The organism is Kribbella sp. NPDC048837 (genome assembly GCF_055586945.1).
The window spans coordinates 1-23809 of sequence record NZ_JBVJHF010000018.1 but is presented as its reverse complement, the minus strand read 5'-3'; the positions used below and the strand labels follow the sequence as shown (position 1 = coordinate 23809).

The 23809-nt window shown below is 69.1% G+C and carries 26 protein-coding genes; 7 read left to right on the top strand and 19 right to left on the bottom strand.

Translation table 11 applies throughout. The annotated features are described in order from the left end of the window. The first annotated feature begins 199 nt into the window (after positions 1 to 199). On the top strand, positions 200 to 760 hold the full coding sequence (locus ACZ6O0_RS43340; RefSeq protein ID WP_465770955.1) for a hypothetical protein: 561 nt from the start codon (positions 200 to 202) through the stop codon (positions 758 to 760). A 168-nt stretch (positions 761 to 928) separates the two neighbouring features. Here ACZ6O0_RS43340 and ACZ6O0_RS43335 read toward each other — a convergent pair whose 3' ends face one another. Together ACZ6O0_RS43335 and ACZ6O0_RS43330 are read right to left on the bottom strand one after the other, a co-directional pair. Then, a complete protein-coding gene (locus tag ACZ6O0_RS43335) occupies positions 929 to 1432 on the bottom strand; it encodes a hypothetical protein (RefSeq protein WP_465770954.1) in 504 nt (167 codons plus the stop codon). Between the two features lie 173 nt (positions 1433 to 1605). After that, a complete protein-coding gene (locus tag ACZ6O0_RS43330; protein WP_465770953.1) occupies positions 1606 to 2157 on the bottom strand; it encodes a YceI family protein in 552 nt (183 codons plus the stop codon). Between the two features lie 214 nt (positions 2158 to 2371). On the opposite strand from ACZ6O0_RS43330, the gene ACZ6O0_RS43325 reads away from it, so the two are divergent. Together ACZ6O0_RS43325 and ACZ6O0_RS43320 are read left to right on the top strand one after the other, a co-directional pair. Beyond that, positions 2372 to 2860, top strand: a complete 489-nt coding sequence (locus ACZ6O0_RS43325) for an FBP domain-containing protein (RefSeq protein ID WP_465770952.1) — start codon at positions 2372 to 2374, stop codon at positions 2858 to 2860. Between the two features lie 75 nt (positions 2861 to 2935). Further along, on the top strand, positions 2936 to 3196 hold the full coding sequence (locus ACZ6O0_RS43320) for a hypothetical protein (protein ID WP_465770951.1): 261 nt from the start codon (positions 2936 to 2938) through the stop codon (positions 3194 to 3196). A 23-nt stretch (positions 3197 to 3219) separates the two neighbouring features. Here ACZ6O0_RS43320 and ACZ6O0_RS43315 read toward each other — a convergent pair whose 3' ends face one another. The 3 genes from ACZ6O0_RS43315 to ACZ6O0_RS43305 all read right to left on the bottom strand — a co-directional run bounded on the left by ACZ6O0_RS43315 (position 3220) and on the right by ACZ6O0_RS43305 (position 5719). Then, positions 3220 to 3744: an orotate phosphoribosyltransferase gene (locus ACZ6O0_RS43315; protein WP_465770950.1), complete on the bottom strand. Its 525-nt coding sequence runs from the start codon at positions 3742 to 3744 to the stop codon at positions 3220 to 3222. A 42-nt stretch (positions 3745 to 3786) separates the two neighbouring features. Then, positions 3787 to 5016 carry an exonuclease domain-containing protein gene (locus ACZ6O0_RS43310; RefSeq protein ID WP_465770949.1) on the bottom strand — a complete coding sequence of 410 codons (1230 nt, stop codon included), beginning with the start codon at positions 5014 to 5016 and terminating at the stop codon, positions 3787 to 3789. A 70-nt stretch (positions 5017 to 5086) separates the two neighbouring features. After that, positions 5087 to 5719 carry a hypothetical protein gene (locus tag ACZ6O0_RS43305; protein WP_465770948.1) on the bottom strand — a complete coding sequence of 211 codons (633 nt, stop codon included), beginning with the start codon at positions 5717 to 5719 and terminating at the stop codon, positions 5087 to 5089. 19 nt (positions 5720 to 5738) lie between these two features. Here ACZ6O0_RS43305 and ACZ6O0_RS43300 point away from each other — a divergent pair, with 19 nt between their 5' ends. Beyond that, positions 5739 to 5894 (top strand): hypothetical protein, encoded by a 156-nt coding sequence (locus ACZ6O0_RS43300; protein ID WP_328519657.1) that lies wholly within the window; start codon positions 5739 to 5741, stop codon positions 5892 to 5894. A 102-nt stretch (positions 5895 to 5996) separates the two neighbouring features. Here ACZ6O0_RS43300 and ACZ6O0_RS43295 read toward each other — a convergent pair whose 3' ends face one another. Then, positions 5997 to 6488, bottom strand: coding sequence for a metallophosphoesterase family protein (locus tag ACZ6O0_RS43295; protein ID WP_465770947.1), 492 nt, complete (start codon positions 6486 to 6488; stop codon positions 5997 to 5999). 11 nt (positions 6489 to 6499) lie between these two features. Continuing rightward, positions 6500 to 7489 carry a Rossmann-fold NAD(P)-binding domain-containing protein gene (locus ACZ6O0_RS43290; RefSeq protein WP_465770946.1) on the bottom strand — a complete coding sequence of 330 codons (990 nt, stop codon included), beginning with the start codon at positions 7487 to 7489 and terminating at the stop codon, positions 6500 to 6502. A 207-nt stretch (positions 7490 to 7696) separates the two neighbouring features. On the opposite strand from ACZ6O0_RS43290, the gene ACZ6O0_RS43285 reads away from it, so the two are divergent. After that, positions 7697 to 8008 (top strand): hypothetical protein, encoded by a 312-nt coding sequence (locus ACZ6O0_RS43285; RefSeq protein ID WP_465770945.1) that lies wholly within the window; start codon positions 7697 to 7699, stop codon positions 8006 to 8008. A gap of 299 nt (positions 8009 to 8307) precedes the next feature. Here the strand turns inward: ACZ6O0_RS43285 and ACZ6O0_RS43280 are convergent, their stop codons facing one another. The 12 genes from ACZ6O0_RS43280 to ACZ6O0_RS43225 form a co-directional block, all read right to left on the bottom strand. Then, positions 8308 to 8703, bottom strand: coding sequence for a hypothetical protein (locus tag ACZ6O0_RS43280; RefSeq protein ID WP_465770944.1), 396 nt, complete (start codon positions 8701 to 8703; stop codon positions 8308 to 8310). Next, positions 8700 to 8864: a hypothetical protein gene (locus tag ACZ6O0_RS43275; RefSeq protein WP_465770943.1), complete on the bottom strand. Its 165-nt coding sequence runs from the start codon at positions 8862 to 8864 to the stop codon at positions 8700 to 8702. The genes ACZ6O0_RS43280 and ACZ6O0_RS43275 overlap by 4 nt, the downstream gene beginning before the upstream one ends. A 291-nt stretch (positions 8865 to 9155) precedes the next feature. Next, complete coding sequence (locus ACZ6O0_RS43270) at positions 9156 to 9650, bottom strand: hypothetical protein (RefSeq protein ID WP_465770942.1); 495 nt, start codon at positions 9648 to 9650, stop codon at positions 9156 to 9158. Positions 9651 to 9749: 99 nt separating this feature from the next. Then, positions 9750 to 10211 (bottom strand): hypothetical protein, encoded by a 462-nt coding sequence (locus tag ACZ6O0_RS43265; RefSeq protein ID WP_465770941.1) that lies wholly within the window; start codon positions 10209 to 10211, stop codon positions 9750 to 9752. Positions 10212 to 10283: 72 nt separating this feature from the next. Continuing rightward, positions 10284 to 10763, bottom strand: coding sequence for a hypothetical protein (locus ACZ6O0_RS43260; protein WP_465770940.1), 480 nt, complete (start codon positions 10761 to 10763; stop codon positions 10284 to 10286). A gap of 60 nt (positions 10764 to 10823) precedes the next feature. Then, complete coding sequence (locus ACZ6O0_RS43255; protein ID WP_465770939.1) at positions 10824 to 11201, bottom strand: hypothetical protein; 378 nt, start codon at positions 11199 to 11201, stop codon at positions 10824 to 10826. Further along, positions 11198 to 12511 carry a restriction endonuclease fold toxin-2 domain-containing protein gene (locus tag ACZ6O0_RS43250; RefSeq protein ID WP_465770938.1) on the bottom strand — a complete coding sequence of 438 codons (1314 nt, stop codon included), beginning with the start codon at positions 12509 to 12511 and terminating at the stop codon, positions 11198 to 11200. Before ACZ6O0_RS43250 ends, ACZ6O0_RS43255 begins: the two co-directional genes overlap by 4 nt. 3 nt (positions 12512 to 12514) lie before the next feature. After that, complete coding sequence (locus ACZ6O0_RS43245) at positions 12515 to 12775, bottom strand: hypothetical protein (protein WP_465770937.1); 261 nt, start codon at positions 12773 to 12775, stop codon at positions 12515 to 12517. Between the two features lie 17 nt (positions 12776 to 12792). Continuing rightward, positions 12793 to 13470 (bottom strand): hypothetical protein, encoded by a 678-nt coding sequence (locus ACZ6O0_RS43240; protein ID WP_465770936.1) that lies wholly within the window; start codon positions 13468 to 13470, stop codon positions 12793 to 12795. Further along, a complete protein-coding gene (locus tag ACZ6O0_RS43235) occupies positions 13467 to 16244 on the bottom strand; it encodes an FtsK/SpoIIIE domain-containing protein (protein WP_465770935.1) in 2778 nt (925 codons plus the stop codon). Before ACZ6O0_RS43235 ends, ACZ6O0_RS43240 begins: the two co-directional genes overlap by 4 nt. A gap of 106 nt (positions 16245 to 16350) precedes the next feature. Continuing rightward, positions 16351 to 16746: a VOC family protein gene (locus tag ACZ6O0_RS43230; protein ID WP_465770934.1), complete on the bottom strand. Its 396-nt coding sequence runs from the start codon at positions 16744 to 16746 to the stop codon at positions 16351 to 16353. 7 nt (positions 16747 to 16753) lie between these two features. Next, complete coding sequence (locus ACZ6O0_RS43225) at positions 16754 to 16951, bottom strand: hypothetical protein (RefSeq protein WP_360369791.1); 198 nt, start codon at positions 16949 to 16951, stop codon at positions 16754 to 16756. A gap of 141 nt (positions 16952 to 17092) precedes the next feature. Between ACZ6O0_RS43225 and ACZ6O0_RS43220 the strand changes: the two genes are divergently transcribed. Together ACZ6O0_RS43220 and ACZ6O0_RS43215 are read left to right on the top strand one after the other, a co-directional pair. Next, on the top strand, positions 17093 to 20167 hold the full coding sequence (locus ACZ6O0_RS43220; RefSeq protein WP_465770933.1) for a PD-(D/E)XK nuclease family protein: 3075 nt from the start codon (positions 17093 to 17095) through the stop codon (positions 20165 to 20167). After that, a complete protein-coding gene (locus tag ACZ6O0_RS43215) occupies positions 20160 to 23720 on the top strand; it encodes a UvrD-helicase domain-containing protein (protein WP_465770932.1) in 3561 nt (1186 codons plus the stop codon). Before ACZ6O0_RS43220 ends, ACZ6O0_RS43215 begins: the two co-directional genes overlap by 8 nt. Positions 23721 to 23809: the final 89 nt, after the last annotated feature.

Genomic DNA, 23809 nt, shown 5'->3' with positions numbered 1-23809 from the left:
CCCGGCACATCCGGCGCAAGAGCCAGATCGCGACCGGTACCCGGGTAGGGGTCGACTGTGATCCAGGTCACAGTGACCACGGTCCGTGTTGTGACGTTACACGATCAGTGCTGGATGGGCGTGCACGGCTCGCAAGTGCACAGCTGGGGTGCCCGCCGGCGCGAGCGGCGACGCCGCGTCCACCAGGAGGTTGGGACAGATGCGCATTCGGAACCTGGCAGTGACCGCCACGCTGATCCCGGTTTTGATGCTCGCCGGCTGTGGCACCGACACCGCGGCGGGCGCGTCCGCATCGGCACCCGGCGCCCAGAAGGCGGCCAAGCACGGACTGACCGACGAGGTGTCGGGGCAGTCCGACCCCGAAGGCTCGGACGACCCGGTCGTGAACGCCTACTACGAGTACCGCGTCGCCCTCGACCAGATGATGCGCAGCGGCGGCAGCAGGACCAGCCAGCTCGCGCCGGTGATGACGCCGAAGATGTTCCAGGCGATCAGCGCCCAGGCGAAGTACTTCCGCACCAAGAAGCTCCACAACACCGGCACCACGACGGTCGTGTGGGCCAAACGCACCCTCGCGTCGAACGGCGTGATCGTGAGCGCCTGCTACGACACCACCGCCGCACGCACCGTCAACGCCAGGGGTCACTCGGTCCTGCCCGCCTCCACCCCCACCCGCTGGCTGGACCAGATGCGCGTCCAGCAACTCCAAGGCCAGTGGGTCGTGGACGGCGGCACCACCACCCCCAGCAGCACCTGCTGAGCACCACCACGACGCCGACCACCCGTCGGCTGTCTGGTACCACCCACGGCGAACGTCTTGTCCGCTCGGCCCGCAGATCGTCTCCGGCTCGCTGCCACCCGGCACACCTCGCGACCGGAGTCCCGCAGCGCGGAGAGATCACCTCTCTCCGCGCTGCTGCGTCGATGGCTACTCGTGACGGACCATCTGCTGCAGCAGGCTCTCGACCGCACCGCGCAGGTCGTCGTCATGCTCCGGACCGGACCACACGACGACACACCCTTTGTCCCCGAGCTTGTCCGCGATGAGCTCGCGCGCCGGCGTCGGATCCCCCTGATTCAGTACGACGACCAGCCGCCGCCCGTCACGCTGCAACCGGTCCAGCAGCGGCGGCAGCGTCGACCCGCGGAACACCCCGGGATCGCTCTTCACCTTCGTCTCGACCATCACGCCGCGCCCGCGCACGACGAGCAGGAAGTCGGCCCGGTCCCGGGTGAACTCACGATCGTGATAGATCCGCGCCTTCGGCCACAACCGCTGCAGCGCCTCGTCCACGTCGGCGTCGTACCGTTCCGCGAGCCGGCTCACCCGCGAGCTCGTCCCGCGCGGCCGGAACATCTCGGGCGCACGCCGCCCGCCGCGCCGTCGCCCGAACAGCGGTAACAACCAACGCCCCAGTCTCGTGTCGATCATCGGCGGACCCCTGACCTAGCCGGCACTCACCCCGAGTCTGCCCCGGTCCTCCCGCGCGTACCCCGAACACTCCCAATTGTGACCCCACCGCCACAAACCCGAAGCTTTCCCCCACAACATGACGATCCCGCGGCCGCTGGGGGCAGCCGCGGGATCTCAGGTCCTCGAGGAGCTCAGCTGTTCTTGATCGCCGAGACCTCGACCTCGAGGGTGACCTTCTCGCTGACCAGGACGCCGCCGCCTTCGAGCGCCGCGTTCCAGCTGACGCCGTAGTCCTTGCGGTTGATCACCACGGAGCCCTCGAGCCCGACCCGCTGGTTCCCGAACGGGTCGGTCGCCGACCCGGTGTACTCGAAGGGGATCTCGACAGGCTTCGACACCCCGCGGATCGACAGATCCCCGGACACCACGAACTCCGCGTCGCCGGTCTGCTTGATCCCGGTCGAGACGAAGGTGATCTCGGAGTTGTTGTCCATGTCGAGGAAGTCGTTGCTGCGCAGGTGCTCGTCGCGCTGGCTGTTGCGCGTGTTGATGCTCTTGGCCTGGATCGTCACCCGGCCGGACGAGTTCCCGGGGTTGTCGCCGTCGATGTGGATCGACCCCTCGAACTCGTCGAACGACCCCCGCACCTTCGTGACCATCGCGTGCCGGGCCACGAACCCGACCCGGCTGTGGGCCGTGTCGATGGTGTAGTCACCGGACAGTGCGGCGTAATCGTCGGACATAGCGGAATCCTCCACGGGGCTAGTTGAAGTTTTCACTGTTCAGTTTTCACCTATCAGCCCGGGAAGTCCACCCGTCCTCCGGCGTGTCCGGTCCGTGGATCCGGACCGCCGGCCGCACCGACCGCTGACTGTTGCCTGAAGCAACAGAGATAATCGGTTGCGACGGGTCCGGGCAGCGGGTCTCATGGGTGGTCGAAAGGATCGGAGGACCGTCGTGGAACCGCTCAGCGCTGACGAGATCAGGCGCTCGTTCGTCAACTCGTCCAAGAGCCAGGTCAAGGCGATGACGCTGCCACCAGGGTTCGCCGAGCTCCCCTGGGAGTCGCTGGACTACCTCGGCTGGCGCGACCCGAAGGCGCCCAACCGCGGCTATTTGGTGGTACGGCGGGACGCCGAGGTGACCGGGATCGCGGTGAACACCCAGGCCTCCGGCGCACCGCGCCGCGGCGCCGGACTGTGCGACCTGTGCAACACCGCGCACCACCTCACCGACGTCGCCCTGTTCGCCGCTCGCCGGGCCGGTTCGGCCGGTCGTGTAGGCAACACGGTCGGGACATACATCTGCGCGGACCTGGCGTGTTCGCTGTACGTCCGCGGGCTGCGCGAACTCGACGTACCGCAAGGTGAAACCGCGACGCCGGAGGTCCGCGCCGAGCGACTCGCGGCGCGCCTTGAAGGTTTCGTAAATCGCGTCCTCGCGTGACGCTCGGTCCTGGCCTCGGCACACTACGCTGGAGGGAGTAAACCGGCCCGCAGGCGAAAGGGAGAGCGAGTCGCGATGACCGAGTTCAGAATCACCCACGAGATCCACAAGGTTCACCCGGACATCCGCGAGAAGCTCACGGCCACCACCATCGAAGCGATCAACGAGACGAGCTCACGCTCGGCCGAGGACGCCTCGCTGGTGCTGCGGCACAAGCTCGCCGAGATCGGCGTGCACATGAGCGAGTCGGCCTGCCTGGCCGCGATCGAACGGATCCGTTCGGGCAAACAGCTCCGCTTCGAGATCGAGCGCGAAAGCGACGACGAAGAGGTCTAGTCCGCGTCGTCAGCTCTGGGGCGTCAGCTCTGGGGCGTCAGGTTCGCTGACGTGAGGAGCGCGTGCAGGGTCAGGCCGGCCTCGGTCAGCGGGGCCGGCGTGACCGGGTTGCGGTTGATCACGCAGAGCGCGTCGGTGATCTCGGCGCCCAGCGCGCGCAGTTCCTGAGTCGACAGCACGATCTGCCCGCCCGTCGTCACGACATCCTCGACGATCGTCACCCGCCGGCCCGCGGTCTCGGCGCCTTCGGCGAGCCGACGCGTCCCGTACGCCTTGGCTTCCTTCCGTACGAACGCACACGGCAGCCCGGTGTGCCGCCCCAGCGCGGTCACCACCGGGATCCCGCCCATCTCCAGCCCGGCCAGGACCTCGGTCCCGTCCGGCACGAGCGGCACCATCGCCGCGGCGATCGCATCCAGCAACACCGGATCCGCCTCGAACCGATACTTGTCGAAGTACTCGTCCGTCGTCTGCCCCGACCGCAACACGAACTCCCCGGTCAGATGAGCAGCCGCATAAACCCGCCACCCCAACTCGTCACGTTCCACGCCCGCACCCTAACCGCCGCCGTCGGCCAACCGGCGGGGTGGCTAGCCGGCCTTGCGTTCGTCTGTGGGGAGGAGACGGCGGAAGTCGTCGGTTGAGATGATCGGGATGTTGAGCTCCCGGGCGGCGCGCGCCTTGACCGACAGGCTGTCGACGTCGGCGGCGACGACGAACGTGGTGTCCGGGCGGACAGCCTCCTGCGGAGCGAAACCGGCCGCGACCGCGCGATCCCACCAGACCTCCCGCGGCTCGACCATGTCGCCCGTGAACACCATCGTGCTCCCCCGCGGAAACCCCTGGGCTCCAGGACGAGCCGGTACGACGTACTGCCCGCCGCTCGCCCGCAGCAGCGCCTCGTCCACATCCGCCGCACGATGCCCGAGCATCACCGCGACCCGGTCGAGGTCGTTCCGCTGATCCGCCGTGATCGCCCCATCCGCCCACGACACCTCCGCCAGCGCGGCAACGTAGGACCGATGCATGTCCTTCACCTCCGAGCGGGTCAGCCCCAGCTCTGTCGCCGCCTGCACCAACTGATCGGCGTCCGCGGCCGTGATCTCCCGATTGGCGAGGATCATGTCGAGCAACGCGAGGTACGAGTCGGCCTGCGGCGGCTCGGGCACGCGCGGCAACTGGTCGACGAGCCGGCTCATCCACCCATGCCGTCCACCGGCATGCACCGGCCGCACAGTCGGCGCCACGTCCTTCCCCGGAAGGGGCGGCCACTGCAGCCGGCGGACCTCCTCATAGGCCCATTGCCACGGCGGCGGTGACGGAAACGCCTGCAAATACTGCCCGAAGAGCTCAGCCGTGGCTCGCGTGTCGGCCAGCGCCGAATGCCACCCCTCGATCGAGATCCCGGCCGCCGCACAACATGCGCCGAGCGTCCGCTTCGCACCCGGATAGAGGTAACCGGCAAGCGCCATCGTGCACATCGACCGCTCGGTGATCAGCGGTACGACGAGCCCCAACCGCGCGAACTCCGCCCGCAGGAACCCGAGGTCGAACTCAACGTTGTGCCCGACAACCATCCGCCCGGCGAGCATGCCCCCCAGCTGCCGCGCGACGTCCGCGAAGTCCGGCGCGGCGAGCACGTCGGCGGTGAGGATCCCGTGGATGTGTTGTGGACCGAGATCGCGTTGCGGATTCAGCAACGTGACCCACTCGTGCTCGACCCGCCCGCGGGCGTCCAGCAGCACGACGGCGATCTCGATCACCCGATGCCGATGACTCGGCAGCAGGCCAGTCGTCTCGGTGTCGATGACGGCGTACATCCCCGGCCTCCTCCGGCTCGATGACCGACGGAAACAACCCAATCACACGGCGCCGACAGTTTCCGCCGCGTCAGGCATCGGGGATGTCGACCGCGATCTCGTCGCCCAGCCGGGCGCCGTGGGCCAACTCGAGTTCGTCACCACTCCAGAACCGCCCCGGGTCGTACCAGTTCGGCCGCCGCCCGTGCAGCAACCCCATCTCCTCGTACGTCACCGCGACCACCTCGGCGCAGTACGCCGACTCGAGCTCGAGCTCCCGCGATCCGCGCCGGAACGCCGGCACACGTCCCCGCACCCAGCGCGACGCCAACCGGGCCGTCGACGGGAACGGCGTACCGTCCAGCCTCGCGACAGTCCGCAGTACGGCGTCCTCCATCTCCCGCGTGACGGGGTGATCGAGCTGCCGCAGCCAGGCCCGTTGACCGTACTTGCGCGCCCACACCAGCACCGCATCCCGCAGGTCGTGCAATTGCACACCACGGTGGTGGGTCCCCGTCCACACGTCCGGCAGCGAACGCCCCAGCTCGGCGTGCCACATCAACGGCGGCAGGTCCTCGATCACGATCGCCATGCCGACGTGGTTGACCGGGCTGTTCGTGGTGAGCTGGATGGCCCGATCGGCCGCGCTCTCACCGCGGAACAGCCAAATGTCACCTGTTCGTGTCAGTTCCGTAGCGTCATCCAGTGAAATCCGGCTGTCCACAGTGGCTAGATTAGTCCGCATGAAGGTATGGAAGGTGGTAGGACTTGCGGGGCTCGTCGGCGTGGCCGCAACGGGCGTAGTCGTCGCGCGGGGTGAGCGGAAGCGCCGCGCCTACACGCCGGAAGAGGTGCGCGACCGGCTCAAGACCCGGGCCAAGGAAGCAGCGAACGCCTGATCCGGTCCGACAACCGGCCGGGTGTGCTGGGTACGCCGTAGCTCGGTGGTACGGCGCCGATCCCGCACGCCCGGCCGAAGTCGTTGTCGCGAGCAACTACCATTAAAGGTTGTGTAGAGCAACTTCTTCCAGTCGGCCGGCGGTGATGGTGGCGGTCTGGTAGGTGCAGTACGGCTGCCGGCGCCGGTCCGTCGGCGATCCCGGGTTCAGCAACCGCAGCCCGCCGGCGCTCGTGGTGTCCCACGGGATGTGGCTGTGGCCGAACACCAGGAGATCTACGCCCGGGTAGGCCTTCTCGCAGCGCTCCTCGCGCCCCTTGGCCGACCCGGTCTCGTGCACGACGGCGACCGATAGCCCGTCGAGCGTCACCCGCGCGACCTCCGGCAACCGCGCCCGGAGCTCCGGACCGTCGTTGTTGCCCCAGCACCCGATCAACCGGGCCGCGCGCGACTCCAACTCGTCCAGCAATCCGACGCTCACCCAGTCCCCGGCATGGATGACCACATCGGCACGCTCGACCGCCTCCCAGACCGGCTCAGGCAGCTTCTTCGCCCGCACCGGCAGATGAGTGTCCGAGATCAGCACCAGTTGCATGCGCCCACTCTCTACGTCGCCAGTGACTCGATCAACTCCTTCTCCTTGGCGGGGCTCAGCCCGGCGCGTCGCTCCCGGTCCAGCCCGAGCTCCCGCTCCCAGGCCAGCGTGTCCTCCAGGAACTCCCGCCGCGATCGGTGCACCAACCCGGCCGCGCGCGCCGCCGCACCGCTGCGCGACGACCAGCCCTCGTACCCAGGCTCGGTCAGCCACATCGCCAGCGAATCCGGCCCCATGTACTGCTCGACCTTCTGCTCCTCCAGCCAGGCCTGCGGCGCGAGCACGACCGGCCCGGTATGACCGCCCACCTCGCGGACGAGCTCGATCCACTCCCCGAACGGCACCACCGGACCGACGGCGTCGAACGTCCCCGTCCGGCCCTCCGTGGCGCAATCCAGCAACCACGCGGCGAGATCGCGCACGTCGATCACGGAGGTCGCGAGATCGGGCGTGTCCGGCACGAGCATCGGCTCCTCCGGCGCACGAGCCGCCCGCGCCACCCACGCTCCGGCTCGATCGCTCGTGTCCCGCGGCCCGCCGATCAGGCCGGCCCGGGCGATCACGAGCCGGTCCCCGACGGCTTCCCGCGATGCCAGTTCGCTGGCGACCTTCGCCTCGCCGTACTGCTCCCGGTCGGCCACGTCCAGCACCGTCGGCTCCCGCAGTACGGCGGACTCGTCGGCACCTGGCGTGTCGAACTTCTCGTACGCGTTGCCCGATGACACATAGGTCCAGTGCTTGGCCCGCGCACCGAACGCCGCCAGTGCCCCACGCACGAATCCCGGTTGCCACGACACCTCGAACACCGCATCCCAGTCCTTCTCGGGCACAGCGTCGTACGCATCCGGGCGGCTGCGGTCGGCCGCGATCAACGTGGCACCGTCCGCGACCGCGCCGCTCTCACCACGGGCGATACAGGTGACCGCATGCCCACGCGCCAGCGCCTGCGTCGCGATCTCCCGACCGAGCCACGCCGTCCCACCAAGGATCAGAATCTCCATGCGGGCAAGCCAATCAGGCCGCGCCGACAAAACCCAGACACCTCTGCGAAGAGCAGAAACGACGCAGGAACGACGCGTAAACGACACCGTGTGATCCGCCGCCAGCGTCAGGTCACCGTAATCCCCGACCCCTTGCCGTCCGGGCGATCCAGGCGCACTGTCGGCAGCAGAGGCACTCGAAGTGGGTGCCGTGGGCAAGGGGGAGAAATGGCTGGTTTCGTTCAGATCATCGAGTACCGGACGCAGAAGCCGGACGAGATCACGGCGCTCATGGACGAGTTCCAGAAGACCCGCGAGGCCGCCGGCGACGGCCCGGCGCCGACCCGCGGGATCACCTGTGCCGACCGCGACGAGGCGGGGCGCTACTTCTCGATCATCGAGTTCGCGTCGTACGAGGACGCGATGGAGAACTCGCAGCGGGCCGACACCACCGAGTTCGCCGAGAAGATGATGGAGCTGTGCGACGGCCCCACGAAGTTCTACAACCTCGACCTGGTCCAGACCGTCAGCTACGGCTGACCACCGGACCCAGGCCCAGCCGGACTCGCGATCACGGCGGGTCGTGTCTGGTGATCCCGCGCCGTAGCGAGCAGGTGCTCGGTGCGGTAGCTCGGCGTGCTGGAGCGAAGGCCTCGATGTGGTTCATCGTGGCCTTTGCTCCAGTGCGGCGAGGTGCCGTGCCGGGTACCGCGCAGTAGGCGCGGGATCACCAGACACGGCCCTGGCCTGAGGTAGGGATGGGTGGCCGGTGCCGCAAGGGAGGTCGGCACCGGCGCACCCTGATCAGTCCGGGTCCGCGGCGCCGGACCCGGACCGGCTCATCGGAAGACCCGGTACGACGGCCAGCCGGCCGGCGGCGCGGCGCCGTACGAACCGAGGTCACGGTCGCTGTGCAAGGGGTCGGGATCCTGTGGCTCGGGGGCGGAGTGCAGATCCGGCCACGGTCTGGGTGGGAGGGTTTCGCGCGGTGGCAGCCGCAGGTCGGGATCCGGACCAGGGTCCGGATCGATCCACTCGACCTCGGTCGCCCCGCCGTGACCGTGGATGGCGACGACGGAGTCGATGCCGTCCCACACGGTCGTGGTCGGATAGTCGCCGTACCAGCGAAGCGCCACGGCCCCGTCGGTGAACTGCACGCCCTCGGCGACGGGCCCGGTGCCACTGACACCGGAGACATCATGGTGGCGGATCAGCCGGAAGCGCCGGGCACTCATTTCGGGGCTACCTCCCAGAGCCGCTCGCCCGGGAGTGCGCGATCCGGGCCCGGGTCGGCATCGGGGATCGGTTCACTGGTCACGCGCAACCCGGCGAACCGGCGCGACATGGCAGCGGCGTAGCGCTCGGCCAACTCGGCCTCGGCCCGATAGTCGGCCACGACGTGGTCCCCGAACCACACCCGCACCCGACGGCGTTCGACAACCCTGACCGCAACAGGGTGAGGGTCCCCATCAGCGTTGTCAGCCATCTCAATGCACCCGACGCCCGCTCGAGTGCGTTCCCACCAGCGACCTCGAAGAACAACCCTTCACGTCAATCACTTCCACTTCCGCGTGGGGATGCGTTCACAAGAAGTGACGAACCCCCCAAAACTTCATGACGCGATTCCCCCAAACTTTCCGAACCCCGCGGCTCGCACCCCAACAGCCGCGCCAAACCTGAGCCACCCTCAGCTCTTCGGCTCCCACCCGGCGACCACCCAGGGGCGCCAGGTGTCCAGGGCGTCGGCGTCGAGGGAGGTGCGAGGTGGGAACGCGTGCGGGCCGGCTCCGGGGAGGTACGCCGCCACGATCCAGGACATGGCATGGCCCAGCACCAAAGCCACGTCGGACTGAACCGCCGCCAGCTCGTCGAACACAGCGCGGGCTTCCCGCGCCTGCGCCTCTTCGTCCTTGATGCCCGCGAGGCGCACGTCGACCACGCCCTGGTAGCGGTCGATCGCCGAGACATCCTCGGGCTCGGGATCGACCTCGCCGTACACGTTCGGCCCGACCACGAGCAGCACCTTCCCCTCGATGGTCCGGGCAGGCCCCCGGAAGAAGTGCTCGTCCTCTTTCAGGTCAGGATCTTCGACGCGCTCGAGCCCAAGAGTGTCACGCAGCCATCCGGCCACCTCCCCCAACGGCCGATCCACCGCCAGAAAGATGTTGTCGTCGGTCGACATCACTGCTCCTTGATAAAGGTGACCAACCGTCGGCGCCACCCCACTCAGCCACCCTGTCCCCGTGTATCGGAAACCGCGCCGACAACAGACGCGTCGAGCTCAGCCGGCGACCCAGGGGCGCCAGGTTTCGAGGTCTGGGTCGTCGAGGGTGGTGCCGGGGGCGAAGGTGTGGGTTCCGCGGCCTGGGAGGTGGGCAGCGACGAGCATCTCGACGTTGTGGGACAAGAGCGCGGGTACGTCGCCGAGTGCGTCGACCAGGGATTCGAAGGCCAACCGGGTCTCCTCTGCCTGGGCTTCCTTCCGGTTGCGGGACTGGACGTCGACGACGACCGGATAACCGTCCATCGCCTGGATCTCGTCCGGCTCAGGCTGGTAACCGTTCGGACCGATGTAGACACCGATGACACCGTCGAACGTCCGCGCGCGCACCTTGTACTGCAACTCGCCCGTCTCGGCCCGCAGATCGCCGTTGAACTCGAGCCCCAGCACAGCGGCCACCCGCTCCGCCGCCACCTCCAACGGTTCGTCCAGCGCCAAGAAGATCTCATCGCTATCGGCCATCAAGACTCCTCGGGGCAGGTCTCGGCGTCCACCGCCCGCTCAGGTTCGCCGCAGCCGCAGTCTGATCGCTCGTCACTGGGTGATGACCCAGGGGCGCCAGGTGTCGATGTCGGGGGCATCGGGACTGATCGACGGGTCGAAGGTGTGGGTGCCTGTCCCGGGGAGGTGCGCTGCAACCAGGGTGTCCAGGTTGTGCACGAGCAGCATCGCGACATCAGGCCGCGCGGCGACGAGCCGGTCGAAGATCGCCCGGGTCTCTCGCACCTGGAGCACCTCGTCCTTCCGCCCGACGAGGCGGATACTCAGATCGATCGGGTACGGGTCGATCGCCTGGATGTCGTCCGGCTCCGGGTCCACCTCTACGAACCTGTTCGGGGACACGAGGACGCCGAGGTCGCCCGGCACGGTCCGCGCCACGGCGCGAAAGAGACGCTCATCCGGCTTCAGCTCAGGATCTTCGACACGCTCGAGCCCAAGAGTGTCACGCAGCCATCCGGCCACCTCCCCCAACGGCCGATCCACCGCGAGAAAGATGTCGTCGTCGGTCGACATCAAGCTCCTTCGTGAAGCATCAATGCAGGTGACAACCCACGCTCGACTGGAGGATTCACCTCAGCTGATGCGCTGGCGGATCTGCTCAGCGGACAGGTCGTCGGTCAGTTCGACGGTGCGCATGGAACCCGGCTCGATCAGATGGAGACCGCGCTGTCCGGGGAGCACTGCTTGCACGAACCACTCCGCAAAGTCCGCCGCCGCCTCGGCATCCGCCGGATCCAAGCTCACGGCCTGCCCGGTCCCGCTGAGAGCAACCCCGAGCTCCCGCGGTGCCGGCTCCAGCGGAATCAGTGCCTCGAGCACCATGGACGACCCCGCGACAGCGCCGACTTCCACCCGCACACCGGGCCACCGCTCCCGCAAAGCCGACGCGAAGCTCTCCGCGTCCACCACCCACTCCGGTTCTTCCAGCGGCGCCACCAGATACTCGGTCATGAGTCGTCCCCTTGCTCCAATGTCACGTGACCCGCGATGTCCAAGTGCCGCATCCGATCCTCGAAGTATGCTGCAGCCGCCTTGTCGTTCGTGATGATTTCAAGCCCTCCGACCGGGTTGGCGTCGTCATCGATCACTTCGCGGTACTTCAGCAGCATGTGATCGTTCTTCTCCTCGGCGATCTTGCGGAGGAACGGCGGCAACGAGTCGGGGCGGTAGAACGACTTCTCCGAGGTGGGCGCCACGTACTTCGCGTCCTTCGCACGACGCAGCAGATCATCGAGACCATCCGCCCAGACCGCTCGCGGCAGGTGCTCGTCGCGCGTCAGGCGAAACTCGACAGGACCACAGTGCTTCCGCTGAAAGTCCGCCTCAGGACCGGAGCCGACGATCGGCCTGACTCGACCAAGAGTCACCAGCCGTTGTCTGTACTCCACAAAGTCAGCCTCGACTTCGTCAACATCGATGCCTGTCTCTGGTACGGCGACATCCGACGGCTGCCGGTCGTTGCCTGGAACGTCTGGCAGGTCGGGAAGGTCGATGTCGACGATGATTGGCTGTGGGTGGTCGTCTTCGGGGTAGTCGAAGGTGGCTTCTAATCGGTTGGGGGTGATGGTGAGGGTGGCGTGTTGCCATTCCTGGTTGGCGGATTCGGACATGGCGGCCAGGAGGGCCTTGACTGGTTCGGTGAGGTCTACGGTGATCTCGAAGTCGCGGGTCAGGCGTTCTTCGCGCTTGTCCTCCTCTTTTTCGTCGCGTTCCTCGAACTCGATGTCGCCGGATTCGGTGATGGTGATCTCTACCTCGAGTGGATTCTCGGAGCGTTCCTCGTCGTCGTCCTTCTCGTGGGACTTGCGGAACTTCTCGAAGGCTTTGCGGGCGACGGTGACGAGTGGAGGTTCGTTGTCTTCGGCAACATCCAGGTCCTCGAAGGTGGCGGTGAGGCGTTTGGTCCGGCCTTGCGAGTCGCGTTCGGCCACGTCGCCGGTGCCGCCGGTGGTCTTGTTGCGGTCGGCGGAGTCGGCGGACGGGCGGTTGGTGGCCGGGCCGCCGGAGCCGACCAGGCCCTCGGCCCAGGCGCGGGCCTTCGGGGGTGCGAGCGAGAGGTAGTGGGCGGCGGCCTCGCAGGCGCGGGCGGCAGCGTCGAGTTGCTGGGCGGCGACGGTGGCGCGACCGTGGGACGCGATCAGCGCGACCTGGGCGTTCTCGCGGCAGCGGTCCGCGGTGCGCTTCAGGTGTGCGACCACCGAAGGCACCTCGTCGAGGCTGGCGACCAGCCCTCGAGCGACTCGCTGCAGCTCAGAGGGCATGTGTCAGATCTGGTCGGCGTAGCTCTTGCATCCGGCCGACGCGATCTCCAGGGCCTCGGCGGCCTGCTCGACCGCCTTGCCGGCCGCGTCCAGGATCTCGGTGATGTCCCGGTCGATGCCGGTCGCCGTACCGGCGATCAGGCTCTCCACCAGCTGGCTGTGCTGGGTGAAGCGCAGCTTGAACCCGGCCAGGCCGCCCGCTGCCTGCTTGGCCTCCATCGAGACCTGGTGCAGCTGTTCCTTGAGCCGCTGTACGTCGGACACCTGAACACACTCCTGAACTAGTTGCGCTTCTTCGGCAGCACGATCGCCGTACCGGCCACCACGACCGGCACCACGATCCCGAGCCACCACGGCAGACCGGCCGCCATCACCACGACGACCGCCACCGCACCACCCCAGCCCCACCATCGCGCGCCGGGCAACCTGGGCAGCCCGAGCACCCGCGACGCGGCCAGCATCGTGACGGCGGCGATGGCCGCGGCCTCGACGCCGGCCAGGAAGGACCCGGTCAGCACCCACACGACCACGAACCCGACCAGCATCAGGACCGCGCTGATGGTACGTCGCCTCCGCCGCTCCCGCTCGGCCCGGGCCGACGCACGGACCTCCTCGAGCTGCTCGACGCTCTCACTCAGCTGTTTGGTGATCCGGACCGCGACCGTCTCGATGTCGTTCAGTGCGCGGATCTCAGGCAGCGAATGGTTCGCCCGCTTGCCCTCAGCGGGCAGCCCGGCCCGCTGCAGGCTCTCGGCGGCCTTCTCGGCCAGCGCGTTCAGCCGGAGCTCCAGCAGCCGCCCGCGCTCGGCCATGGCGTCGGCCTCCGCCATCGCAGTGGCCTCGGCCTTCGTCTTGTGCGCGGTCAGCCGGTCTTGCGCCTGCTGCGCGTCCGCGCGGGCCCCCGCGACCGTCCGCAGCGCCCGTGCGTACTCGGACCACGCCTGCTCTTCCGTCTTCATCGCCGTACCAGCTCCACTGCGCGGTCCACCTCGTCGGACCGCAGTGCTGCAAACGGTACGACGACCTGTGCCTCGGGGTGGAGCCCGTCCCACAACAGCGCCCGGTGTGGTTCCGAAGCCCACCGCACCAGCGGTCCGGCCACCGCGCGTACGCCGTCCTGTGGGTGCCGGAGGAACAAGTGAGTCGCGACGTTAGCCCGCCCGTACCCGAGGTGCTCGGTGCACACGTGCAGCCGGTTCCACCACCCGAACGTGATGAGCCCCTGCGCCGGCCCGTCCCGCACGATGTCCTGCAGCGCGTTCGCCGGACTCTCGAAGAACCCCTCCGCGTGCAACTGCATCCGCGGCACCCCGTGGAACCCGAACCCGAGCAGATAGGTCTCACCGACCTGCCCGTTGCGTACGGCGTCCCGCAGCGAGAACAACCGCGGCACGACGTCGCCGTGTTTGTCGACCGTCTCGACCTCGCAGCCGAGCTGCCGCAGCGCCTGCACCAGCGCATCCTTGCCCTCGGCAACAGCCGGCGACGAGTCGGTGCCGTCCATGAAGATGAACCGCGGCGGATCCACAGCCGCGGCCGCCGTCGACAAGGCGAGGCCACTCAGTACGCCGAGCGCGTCGGCCGGACCGTCACCCAGAACGAGTACGCCGGCTCCCGGTTCGGGCCGTACTTCGACCTGCACCGGCTCCTCCGTCACCGCGATCGGCAACCCGGTCCAGGGCCGCCCCATCTCCGGTTTCACCGCGACCGCGGTGTCGGTCAACCGGGCCGGCTCGGCCAGATGGAAGATCCGCGGCGGGCGCACCGTCGTCCCCGCGCGCTCCCACAGCTCGCGCCGCAGCGAGTCCAACACGGGCTTGTCCGCGAAGCTGACCAGCACATGCTGGTTGTCGTCCGGAGAGCCGAAGTTCGCGTTCAGCACGGCCTCGCCGCGGAACTGCAACTCGGCCGCCGCCGTGTTCCCGCTCCGCAGGATCGCCTGCGAGTCGGCCGGCGTCGTCTTCAGCGCGATCCGGTACGGCACCTGGCCGAAGATGGAGTCGCGCCGGGTCGCCAGCCGCTTGACGCCTTCGATCGTCTGCGTCGCCAGGACGACATGCACGCCGTACGCGCGTCCCAGCCGGACCAACCGCTCCAGCAACTTGGCGGCCTCGTCCGCGAGCTCGTCGTCGTCCTCGAGCAGCACCTGGAACTCGTCGAGGACGACCAGGATCCGCGGCGGCCGATCGGGGCCCGGGGCAAGCTCCGCGATATCGGCGACGTTGCCGTGCGACTTGAAGATCTCGCTGCGCCGCGCGAGCTCGTCCGACAGATGCCGCAGTACGGCGAGGCCGAACGCCCGGTCGCTGTGCACCCCGAGCACGCGCACCTGTGGCAGCCAGTGCTCCCGTTCCCCCGCCGGACCGAGCGCGGAGAACTCCACACCATGTTTGAAGTCGAGCAGGTACATTTCCAGGTCCGCCGGGTCGTACCGCGCGGCCAGACCGTGGATCATCACGAGCAACAGGTTCGACTTGCCCTGACCGACCGCGCCGCCGACGAGGACGTGCGGGAGCGCCGGGTTCCCGCTGCGCAACCGCACCAGCGCCGGCGTGCGATCGTCGTACCCGATCACTGTGCCGATCTCGTCCTTGACCGGTTGCCACCAGGTCGAACGGTCCGGCAGGGTGCGTTCGAAATCGATGGTCGGGAGTACGGCGATCTCCGCCAGCTCGGCCACCACGTCACAGATGCCGGCGGCAACGTTCGCGTCGAACGGCGGATCCAGTTTCGCGGCCACGCCGGGCAGCTGCACTGCCTCGACCTTCTCTCCCCCGATGACCACGGGGTTGAGGAACTCGAGCAGCTGCTTGGTCTCGACGTCGGTCTCGGAGGTCGTCGACGGGTCGTGGTGGACCAGGAAGCAGATACCGCGCTCGCCCGCGGTCGCGGCCAGCCGGAGCAGGTCGCGCTGGGCGAGTGAATCGATGCCGGCCGGATAGTCGAACAGGATGATCAGCCGGTACGGATCGGTGACCTGGCCGGTCTCCCGGATGAAGTCCTCGAACCGCTGGTGCCCGAGCTGCGCCTGCCGGCTGGCCCGCAGCGACGACACGTCGACCAGCCCGGACAGCACGGTGTGCAGTTGCTCCGCGGTGTGTGTTGCCCTGGGCACCAATTGCGGGTACTTCGTGGTCAGGTGACCGAGCAGGCCCATCATGCCGGTCAGCCGCGGGTCGAACGCGTCGATCCTGAGCCGGAAGGGTTCGGCCGCCGCGACCAGTCGCAACGCGACGCTCTGCAGGAGCCTGCGCGCGGACTCGTTGCGGTCCGCGGTCACCTTCCAGCCGTTCGTCCGCAGCAGCGGCGCGACCACCGGCGTACCGGGGTCGAGCTCACCGATCCGGACGTACGACGGGATCCCGGCGCCGACCAGTTGACGCGAACGCCAGCGGGCGTCGTTCGGCGGTATCGACCCCAGGCCGGGCGCCAGCCGGTCCGCCAGCAGGCGCGCCTTCGGCTCGGCGGTCGACAGCGCTTCCGCGGTCTTGGCGTCGACGAGCGCACGCGACTCCCGCCGGGCGATCGCGGTCTGCTCCTGCAGCTGACGATGCAACTGCACGGCCCGCTGATGCTCGGCGTAGGTCAGCCGGCGGGCGTTGTCCAGCAACTGGCCGAGCGCGTGCTGCAGACCCCGGATCCGCGCTTCCAGAAGCTCCGGTGCTGTTTCCGTCCTCGGCGCGGAGCGCGAAGCCGATCCGGGCACACTTCCCCCGTCAGGCTCCTCCGTCACGAGCACCGTCCTTCCACACACTTGCCCCGCGACCACTGCTTGCCTGGAGTAACCATGTCATACGGGTAGTCCCAAGCGTCACTCCAGGCATCAGTAGTCTCACCTGCTAGTCGGGCGCGACGATCTCGAGCTCGTAGCCGTCGGTGTTGTGGAGGAAGGCGGCGTAATGCTGCGGGCCGCCGGCGTACGGGTGGCGGTCGGCGAACATCAGCGTCCAGCCGTGCCGGGCGGCCTCGGCGACGATCGCGTCCACCTCGGCCCGGCCGGCCGCGTTCAGCGCGAGGTGGTTCATCCCGGGCCGCATCCGGTCGTGCTCGCCGGCCGACATCGCCGGGCTCTGCTCGACCACGACGTAACTGCCGTCGGGGGCGATCCAGGTCATGCCGCCGGGCCAGCCGTCACCGTCCTTCCAGCCCAGCCGATTGAGGATCCAGCCCCAGCTCTCCTGCGCCCGGGACAGGTCCGGGACCCAGATCTCGACGTGATGCACCGCAGCGACCATCGGAGCATTATCTGTGCTCGTCGAAATGGTTCGACACCGCCACCGAGATCAGCCCCGACAGCACCAGCCAGACCAGCGCCGCGACCAGCCACGGCCACCACTCGCGGCTCTGCGCGGCCTCGGCGACGGCCTTGCCGAACAGGCCGCCGGCCGGCGCGAAGACGAGCACGAGCAGAACCCGCGCGATCGTCGTCTCCCTGGTCATTTCTTCATTGTGAGAGCCAAACGCGGCCCCTGCAGAAAAACTTGGCGTTTCGCGCCCCGTCATCTTTCTGTCCGTGGCAGGGTTTACCGTCTGCGGTGACAGTGACACAGGCTGAGCCCACGGGAGGCGGGGGGTCGTGGTGTGAGCACCACCCGGATCGAGAGCACGGCGTACGGCGCCCCTGCGCTCGAATGCCTGCAGGCCGTGGTCGCGCGGCTCAAGGCGGACGATCCGATGACCCCTGTCACCCTGCTCCTGCCCAACAACCTGGCCGGCGTGATCGCCCGCCGCCACCTGGCCCGGTCGGGCATCGCCGCCCTCTACCTCGCAACGCTGGAGCGACTGGCCGAGCAGCTCGCCGCCGGCGTCCTGTCGCCACGCCGTCCCGCGACCCGGCCGATCGTCGCGGCGACCTGGCGTACGGCACTGTCGAAGGCGCCGGGCATCTTCGAGGAGGTTGCCGAGCATCCGTCGACCATCCAAGCGCTTGCCTCAGCCCATCGCGAGCTGCGCGACCTGACCGACCCCGCGCTCGACAAGGTCGCCCGCGCCTCCACCCTCGGCCCCGACCTGGTGCGCCTGCACCGCGACGTCACCACCGGGCTCGCCACCGATTGGTACGACGAGACCGATCTCCTCCGGGCCGCGGCCGCGCGCCTGACGGCAGAGCCCGGCATCGCAGGCGAGCTCGGCGCCCTCGTCCTCTATCTCCCGCAGGAGCTCACCCAGTCGGAGGCGGCGTTCGTCGAAGCGCTCGGCAGCGCCGCGGCTGATCTCACAGTGATCGTCGGGCTGACCGACGTACGACGAGCCGACCGTGCCGTCCGTAGATCCCTCGAACGTATCGGCATCGACCTGCCACCGTCGATCTCGAAGAACTACCCGGTCGCCTCCGAGATCCTGAACGCGTCCGACGCCGACGACGAGGTGCGGTGCGTCGTCCGCGATGTCGTCGAGTCACTCGAGCGCATCCCGGCGCACCGGATCGTGGTGCTCTACTCAGCCGCCTCGCCGTATGCGCGGCTCCTGCACGAGCACCTCGCGGCCGCCAAGATCGAGGTCAACGGTCCGGGCACGCGTCCGGTGCACGAGCGCGCGATCGCGCGGACCCTGCTCGAAGTGCTGGCGCTCGTCGATCAGGACCTCCCGCGCGCGGACGTGTTCCGTGCGCTCGCGAACGCACCGACGCGAGACTTCGCCGGCGAGCGGATCCCGGTGCCGCAGTGGGAGCGGATGTCCCGGGTCGCCGGGGTGGTCCGGGGCGACGATTGGGACACCCGGCTCGCACGGTACGCCGAGTCCGAGCGGCGTACTGCTAATCAGGAGGAAGCGGCCGAGGACCCGCGGCCGGCCGCGATCCGGCGTGCGCAGTACAACGCAGCGAACGCTGAGCGGCTGCATGCGTTCGCTTCGGAGCTCCGTCGCCGGTTGAGCGCTCTGGCCTTGCTGGAGACCTGGTCTGACCTGGCGGATGGAGTGCTGCAGCTTTTCCACGCTCTGCTCGGCGACTACTCATCCTTGCCGGTGGAAGAGCAGTATGCGGCGGCCGCGGTCGAGAGCTCGTTGAAGGGCCTGTCCACGTTGGACGAGCTCGGTACGCCCGCCAGTCTCGCCGTACTGCGCGACGTCCTGGATCTCGAGCTGCAGCAGTCTCTTCCGCGCGTCGGGACGTTCGGCACCGGTGTGCTGGTCGCGCCGTTGTCCGCGAGCATCGGACTGTCGGCGGACATCGTGTACGTCGTGGGCCTGTCGGAGGACCTCTATCCGGGGCGTGTGCACGAGGACGCGCTGCTCCCCCACCGGGTGCGCGAGGCGGCGGCGCCGGAGCTGGCGTCGTTCCGGGACCGCCTCGACGAGAAGCAACGGCATTTGCTCGCTGCGTTCTCGGCCGGGTCGCGCGTCATTGCGTCGTTCCCGCGAGGCGACCTGCGGCGGTCGTCCCGGCGATTGCCGACGCGATGGCTGCTGGGGTCGCTGCGCGAGTTGACGGGCGACCATGGCCTGCCCGCGACGCAGTGGGACAAGTACGGCGAGCTGCTGCGGACGTCGGCGTCGTACGCCGGATCGTTGACGTCGGCAACCATGCCGGCGACGGAGCAGGAGTGGCAGGTCCGGGCGGCCTCCGCGCGGTTGTGGGTGAACGACGGGGTCCTGGTGCGGGCGCGTGAGCTGTTGCGCGGGCGTGGGAGCAATGCGTTCACCCGCTTCGATGGCGACCTGTCGGGGGTGTCGGGTCTGCCGGAGTACGCGGTGGAGGATCGGATCGCATCGCCGACGTCGCTGGAGGCATACGCGACGTGTCCACATGCGTACTTCGTCGAGCGGTTGCTTCAGGTGGAGCCGCTCGAGGCGCCCGAGGATCTGTTGGTGATTTCGCCCATGCAGGTGGGCAATCTGATCCACTACAGCATCGACGCCTTCGTGTCGCAGCTGAAGGGATCGCTCCCAGAGGACGGCGAGCCGTGGACGGCCGAGCAGCGGTCGCTGTTGCTCGCGATCGGGGCGGAGCTCGCGGATCGGTTCGAGGCGGAAGGGCTGACCGGGCATCCGCGGTTGTGGCAGCGGGAGCGGTTGCGGATCCTCGGTGACCTGATGGTGCTGCTGACGGACGACGATCGCTGGCGGGCGGAGCGGGACGCGTCGGTGGTGGCGAGCGAGCTGCGGTTCGGGTTCGACGGCGAGGCGCCGGTGGAGATCCCGGTGCCGTCCGGGCGGGTGCTGCTGCGGGGGTCGGCGGACAAGGTCGACCTCGGTTCCGACGGGACCATCTATGTGACGGACGTGAAGACCGGCGGGTTCTCGCGGTACGAGGGGATCGAGTCCGATCCGGTCGCGGGCGGGACGAAGCTGCAGCTGCCGGTGTACGCGTACGCGGCGCGGGCCCGGCTGGGCTCGGAGTCCACACCGGTCGAGGCGTCGTACTGGTTCGTCCGGCGCGGCGGGAAGCGGATCCCGGTGCCCCTGACGCCGGAGGTCGAGGAGCGGTACGTCGACACGCTCGACGTGATCGTGTCGTCGATCGCGGCCGGGTACTTCCCACCGAAGGCGCCGGAGATCCCCGACTTCCTGTGGGTGCAGTGCCCGTACTGCAACCCGGACGGACTCGGGCACAGCGAGGTGCGGGCGCGATGGGATCGCAAGCGGCACGATCCTGTGCTGGAGCGGTTGGTCCGACTGATCGACCCGACCGCGTTGGAGGTGGCCGGGGATGACTGAGCAGCTGCTCGACGGGCCGGCCCGGGACCGGATCCGGTCGGATACCGACGCCACGCTCTTCGTCGAAGCGGGCGCCGGATCGGGCAAGACGCATGCGCTCGTCGATCGAGTCACCACATTGGTCCTGCGCGACGGCGTGCCGCTGCGCACGATCGCCGCGGTCACCTTCACCGAGAAGGCCGGCGCCGAGCTGCGTGACCGGCTGCGCGTCGAGTTCGAGAAGGCGCGCAAGGGGCCGGCCGGTGGGCTGGCGGACGGCGCGCTGGACGACCTCGACTCGGCGTCGATCGGGACGCTGCACGCGTTCGCACAGCAGTTGCTGCTCGCGCATCCGATCGAGGCCGGGCTGCCGCCGCTGATCGACGTACTGGACGAGGTCGGGTCGTCGGTCGCGTTCGAGGAACGCTGGGCGGAGTTGCAGCAGCAGTTGCTGGACGACGACTCGATCGCGGAGCCCTTGCTGCTGGCGATGGCGGTCGGGGTCGAGCTGAAGCATCTACGATCGCTCGCGCGGCTGTTCGGCAACGACTGGGACTTGATCGCCGAGCGGGTGCTGGTGGATCCGCCGGAGCTGGTGGCGATGCCAGATCTCACCGGTCTGGTCGCCGCGGCGGCGAAGATCGGTGCCGCGGCCGAGTCGTGCCTGGATCCCGAGGACCGGTTGCTGCCGAAGGTCGTGCAGATCCGGGAGCTGGGCCTGATGCTCGACGCCGCGTCCGACCAGGAGACGCAGCTGGCGATCCTGCAGACCTTCCGCGGCCTGAAGGTCGGGCGGATCGGGCGCAAGGAGAACTGGCCGGACATCGCCCGGGTCCGCGGCGACTGCACCGAGGTCGTCGAGGTCGCCGGGTCGCTGGTCGAGCTGCTGCTGGATGCTTGCCTTCGGCATCTTTCACACTGGATCGCGGGCCGGGTGCTCGAGTCGGCCCGGCTGCGCCGGGAGGAGGGGCGGCTGGAGTTCCACGACCTACTGGTGCTGGCGCGGGATCTGCTCCTGCGGGATCCGTCCGTACGGTCGGCGCTGCAGGAGCGGTTCGAGCGGTTGCTGCTGGACGAGTTCCAGGACACGGATCCGATCCAGATCGAGCTCGCGGTCCGGATCGCGGGTGGCGCGGAGGCGGAGGCCGAGGACTGGCGTGACGTCGAGGTGCCTGAGGGCCGGCTGTTCGTGGTCGGCGACCCGAAGCAGTCGATCTACCGGTTCCGGCGGGCGAACATCGCGACGTACCTGACGGCGCAGGAGCTGCTCGGCGAAACGGTTGCCCTCACCACCAACTTCCGCACGGTCGCGCCGATCCTGCGCTGGATCAACACCGTCTTCGCGACCCTGATCCAACCCAAGGAAGCCGCCCAGCCGTCCTACCAGTCCCTGTCCCCCCACCGCACAGGGCCTTCCAGCGACGCGCCCCCAGCCCGCCCAAGCACTCCCTCGCGCCGGTCTCGCCCCGACACCACGACCCCGGCCAGCGGCGACCAACTCTCCCTCTTCGGCGACCTCGACGACCCCACCCTCTTCGACGACGCCGCCGATGGCGCCTCGCCCTCCGGCGCCGCCTCGTCACCCCTCGGCTCCTCGTCTCCGGACGCCTCCGCCGGTCTCGGTCCGGGCGGCCCCGATTCGCCCACCCCCGGCGGCCAGCTCGCCGACCTGGCGACCGTCCTCCCGTTCCGGCGGCACGGCGACGACACCGCGTCCGCTGACATCCCACCCGCCGCCGTCGAATCCTTCGACGAGACCGTCACCGGCCCGGCCGTCACCATCCTCGGCGCGGAGCCGCACGACGACCTGCCGCGCGCCCAAGCCTCCGTCCTCCGCGAACGCGAAGCCATCGACGTCGCCGCCGTCATCGAGCAGGCCCTCCGCGACGGCTGGCAGGTGTACGACGACCGCACCGGCTACTGGCGACCCGCGGAAGCCGGCGACATCGCCGTACTCGTCCCCGCCCGTACGTCGCTCCCGTTCCTCGAGGACGCCCTCGACCGCGCCGACATCCCGTACCGCGCCGAGGCCAGCTCGCTCGTCTACCAGACCGCGGAGGTCCGCGACCTGCTCGCCTGCGCCCGCGCCCTCGGCGACCCGAGCGACCAGCTCGCCCTCGTCACCACCCTGCGCTCGCCCCTCTTCGGTTGCGGCGACGACGACCTCTTCGTCTGGAAGCGATCGGGCGGCTCCTTCACCCTGACCGCCCCGGTCCCGGACCAGCTTCTGACGCACCCGGTCGGCGAAGCGATGGAGTGGCTCCGCCGGACGTACTACGCCGCCCGCTGGCTCACCCCGAGCGAGGTCCTCGCGAAGATCGTCGCCGACCGCCGCATGCTCGAGGTGGCCGCCATCGGCCCACGGGCCCGCGATGCCTGGCGCCGGATCCGCTTCGTCGTCGACCAGGCCCGCGCGTGGTCGGAGGTGGAGCACGGCGGACTGCGTTCGTACCTCGCCTGGGCCGCACACCAAGGCGAGGAAGCCTCCCGTGTCGCCGAGGCAGTCCTCCCCGAGACCGACGCCGACGCGGTCCGCGTGATGACGATCCACGCCGCGAAGGGCCTGGAGTTCCCGATCGTGATCCTCTCCGGCATGACCGCCGCACCGAACCGGCAACGCGGAGTCCAGGTGCTCTGGCCGCCGGACGGTGGGTACGCCGTCAAGCTCAAGGCGTCCGTACAGACCGAGGACTTCGACCTCGTCCAGCCGGTCGACGAGCAGATGGACGACTACGAACGCCGACGTCTTCTGTACGTCGCCGCCACCCGCGCACGCGACCACCTCATCGTGTCGCTGCACCGCTCCGGCAACCGCCGCCACTCCAGCAACGCCGAGCTCCTCGCCTCCGCCGGCGGTGTCGAGGCACCGCACGCCACACTCTTCACCAGCCCACCCCCGGTCGAGCGCGAGCCGCGGACCACACCCGACGTCACGCCGCCGATCTCCCGCACCGAGTGGGAGTCGCGCGCCGCCGCGGCCCAGTCCGCCAGCCGAGCGCGGTCGGCCCAGAGCGCCTCCGGCCTGGAGGGCACCGGCCCGGACGTCGTCCTCGCCGACGTGGACCCCGGCACGGCGAAGGCACCCCGCGACCTCGGAGAACCACCCTGGTCCAAGGGCCGCTACGGAACCGCGATCGGCCGCGCGGTCCACGCCGTGCTGCAGGTCGTCGACCTGGGGAGCGGCGCCGGGCTGGACGCCGCCGTCTCCACCCAGTGCCTCGCCGAAGGCGTCCTCGAGTACGCCGGCGTCGTCACGGCCCTGGTCCGCTCGGCCCTCGCCTCCGACGTCGTCAAGCGAGCCGCCGCCCGCGAGCACTGGCGCGAGTCGTACGTCGGCACCGTCCAACCCGACGGCACCGTCCTCGAAGGCTTCGTCGACCTCATCTACCGCGAGGACGACGGCCGCCTCACCATCGTCGACTACAAGACCGACGCGATCCCGGCCGCGGCGCTGGAGAGCCGCGTCGCCTACTACGCACCCCAGTTGCAGGCGTACGCCGCCATCCTCCCCAACACCGCCCCGCCGGTCCTCCTCTTCCTCAACCCCACCGAGGCCACCGAACGCCGCCTCTAGATGTACTCGGCCAGGACGTTGGTGACAGTGGGGTTGGTGGGTTGACGTAGGGAAGACCTCCGAGTGCGGTGGAGATAGCCGTCTTCACC

What these genes read in the sequence shown, in the direction of transcription:
- ACZ6O0_RS43280 (WP_465770944.1), bottom strand. Translation starts at nt 8,703, where the DNA reads ATGAGTGCCCGGCGCTTCCGGCTGATCCGCCACCATGATGTCTCCGGT.
- ACZ6O0_RS43300 (WP_328519657.1), top strand. Translation starts at nt 5,739, where the DNA reads ATGAAGGTATGGAAGGTGGTAGGACTTGCGGGGCTCGTCGGCGTGGCC.
- ACZ6O0_RS43285 (WP_465770945.1), top strand. Translation starts at nt 7,697, where the DNA reads ATGGCTGGTTTCGTTCAGATCATCGAGTACCGGACGCAGAAGCCGGAC.
- ACZ6O0_RS43240 (WP_465770936.1), bottom strand. Translation starts at nt 13,470, where the DNA reads ATGAAGACGGAAGAGCAGGCGTGGTCCGAGTACGCACGGGCGCTGCGG.
- ACZ6O0_RS43290 (WP_465770946.1), bottom strand. Translation starts at nt 7,489, where the DNA reads ATGGAGATTCTGATCCTTGGTGGGACGGCGTGGCTCGGTCGGGAGATC.
- ACZ6O0_RS43265 (WP_465770941.1), bottom strand. Translation starts at nt 10,211, where the DNA reads ATGGCCGATAGCGATGAGATCTTCTTGGCGCTGGACGAACCGTTGGAG.
- ACZ6O0_RS43295 (WP_465770947.1), bottom strand. Translation starts at nt 6,488, where the DNA reads ATGCAACTGGTGCTGATCTCGGACACTCATCTGCCGGTGCGGGCGAAG.
- ACZ6O0_RS43225 (WP_360369791.1), bottom strand. Translation starts at nt 16,951, where the DNA reads ATGACCAGGGAGACGACGATCGCGCGGGTTCTGCTCGTGCTCGTCTTC.
- ACZ6O0_RS43310 (WP_465770949.1), bottom strand. Translation starts at nt 5,016, where the DNA reads ATGTACGCCGTCATCGACACCGAGACGACTGGCCTGCTGCCGAGTCAT.
- ACZ6O0_RS43215 (WP_465770932.1), top strand. Translation starts at nt 20,160, where the DNA reads ATGACTGAGCAGCTGCTCGACGGGCCGGCCCGGGACCGGATCCGGTCG.
- ACZ6O0_RS43260 (WP_465770940.1), bottom strand. Translation starts at nt 10,763, where the DNA reads ATGTCGACCGACGACGACATCTTTCTCGCGGTGGATCGGCCGTTGGGG.
- ACZ6O0_RS43335 (WP_465770954.1), bottom strand. Translation starts at nt 1,432, where the DNA reads ATGATCGACACGAGACTGGGGCGTTGGTTGTTACCGCTGTTCGGGCGA.
- ACZ6O0_RS43320 (WP_465770951.1), top strand. Translation starts at nt 2,936, where the DNA reads ATGACCGAGTTCAGAATCACCCACGAGATCCACAAGGTTCACCCGGAC.
- ACZ6O0_RS43270 (WP_465770942.1), bottom strand. Translation starts at nt 9,650, where the DNA reads ATGTCGACCGACGACAACATCTTTCTGGCGGTGGATCGGCCGTTGGGG.
- ACZ6O0_RS43255 (WP_465770939.1), bottom strand. Translation starts at nt 11,201, where the DNA reads ATGACCGAGTATCTGGTGGCGCCGCTGGAAGAACCGGAGTGGGTGGTG.
- ACZ6O0_RS43230 (WP_465770934.1), bottom strand. Translation starts at nt 16,746, where the DNA reads ATGGTCGCTGCGGTGCATCACGTCGAGATCTGGGTCCCGGACCTGTCC.
- ACZ6O0_RS43330 (WP_465770953.1), bottom strand. Translation starts at nt 2,157, where the DNA reads ATGTCCGACGATTACGCCGCACTGTCCGGTGACTACACCATCGACACG.
- ACZ6O0_RS43250 (WP_465770938.1), bottom strand. Translation starts at nt 12,511, where the DNA reads ATGCCCTCTGAGCTGCAGCGAGTCGCTCGAGGGCTGGTCGCCAGCCTC.
- ACZ6O0_RS43340 (WP_465770955.1), top strand. Translation starts at nt 200, where the DNA reads ATGCGCATTCGGAACCTGGCAGTGACCGCCACGCTGATCCCGGTTTTG.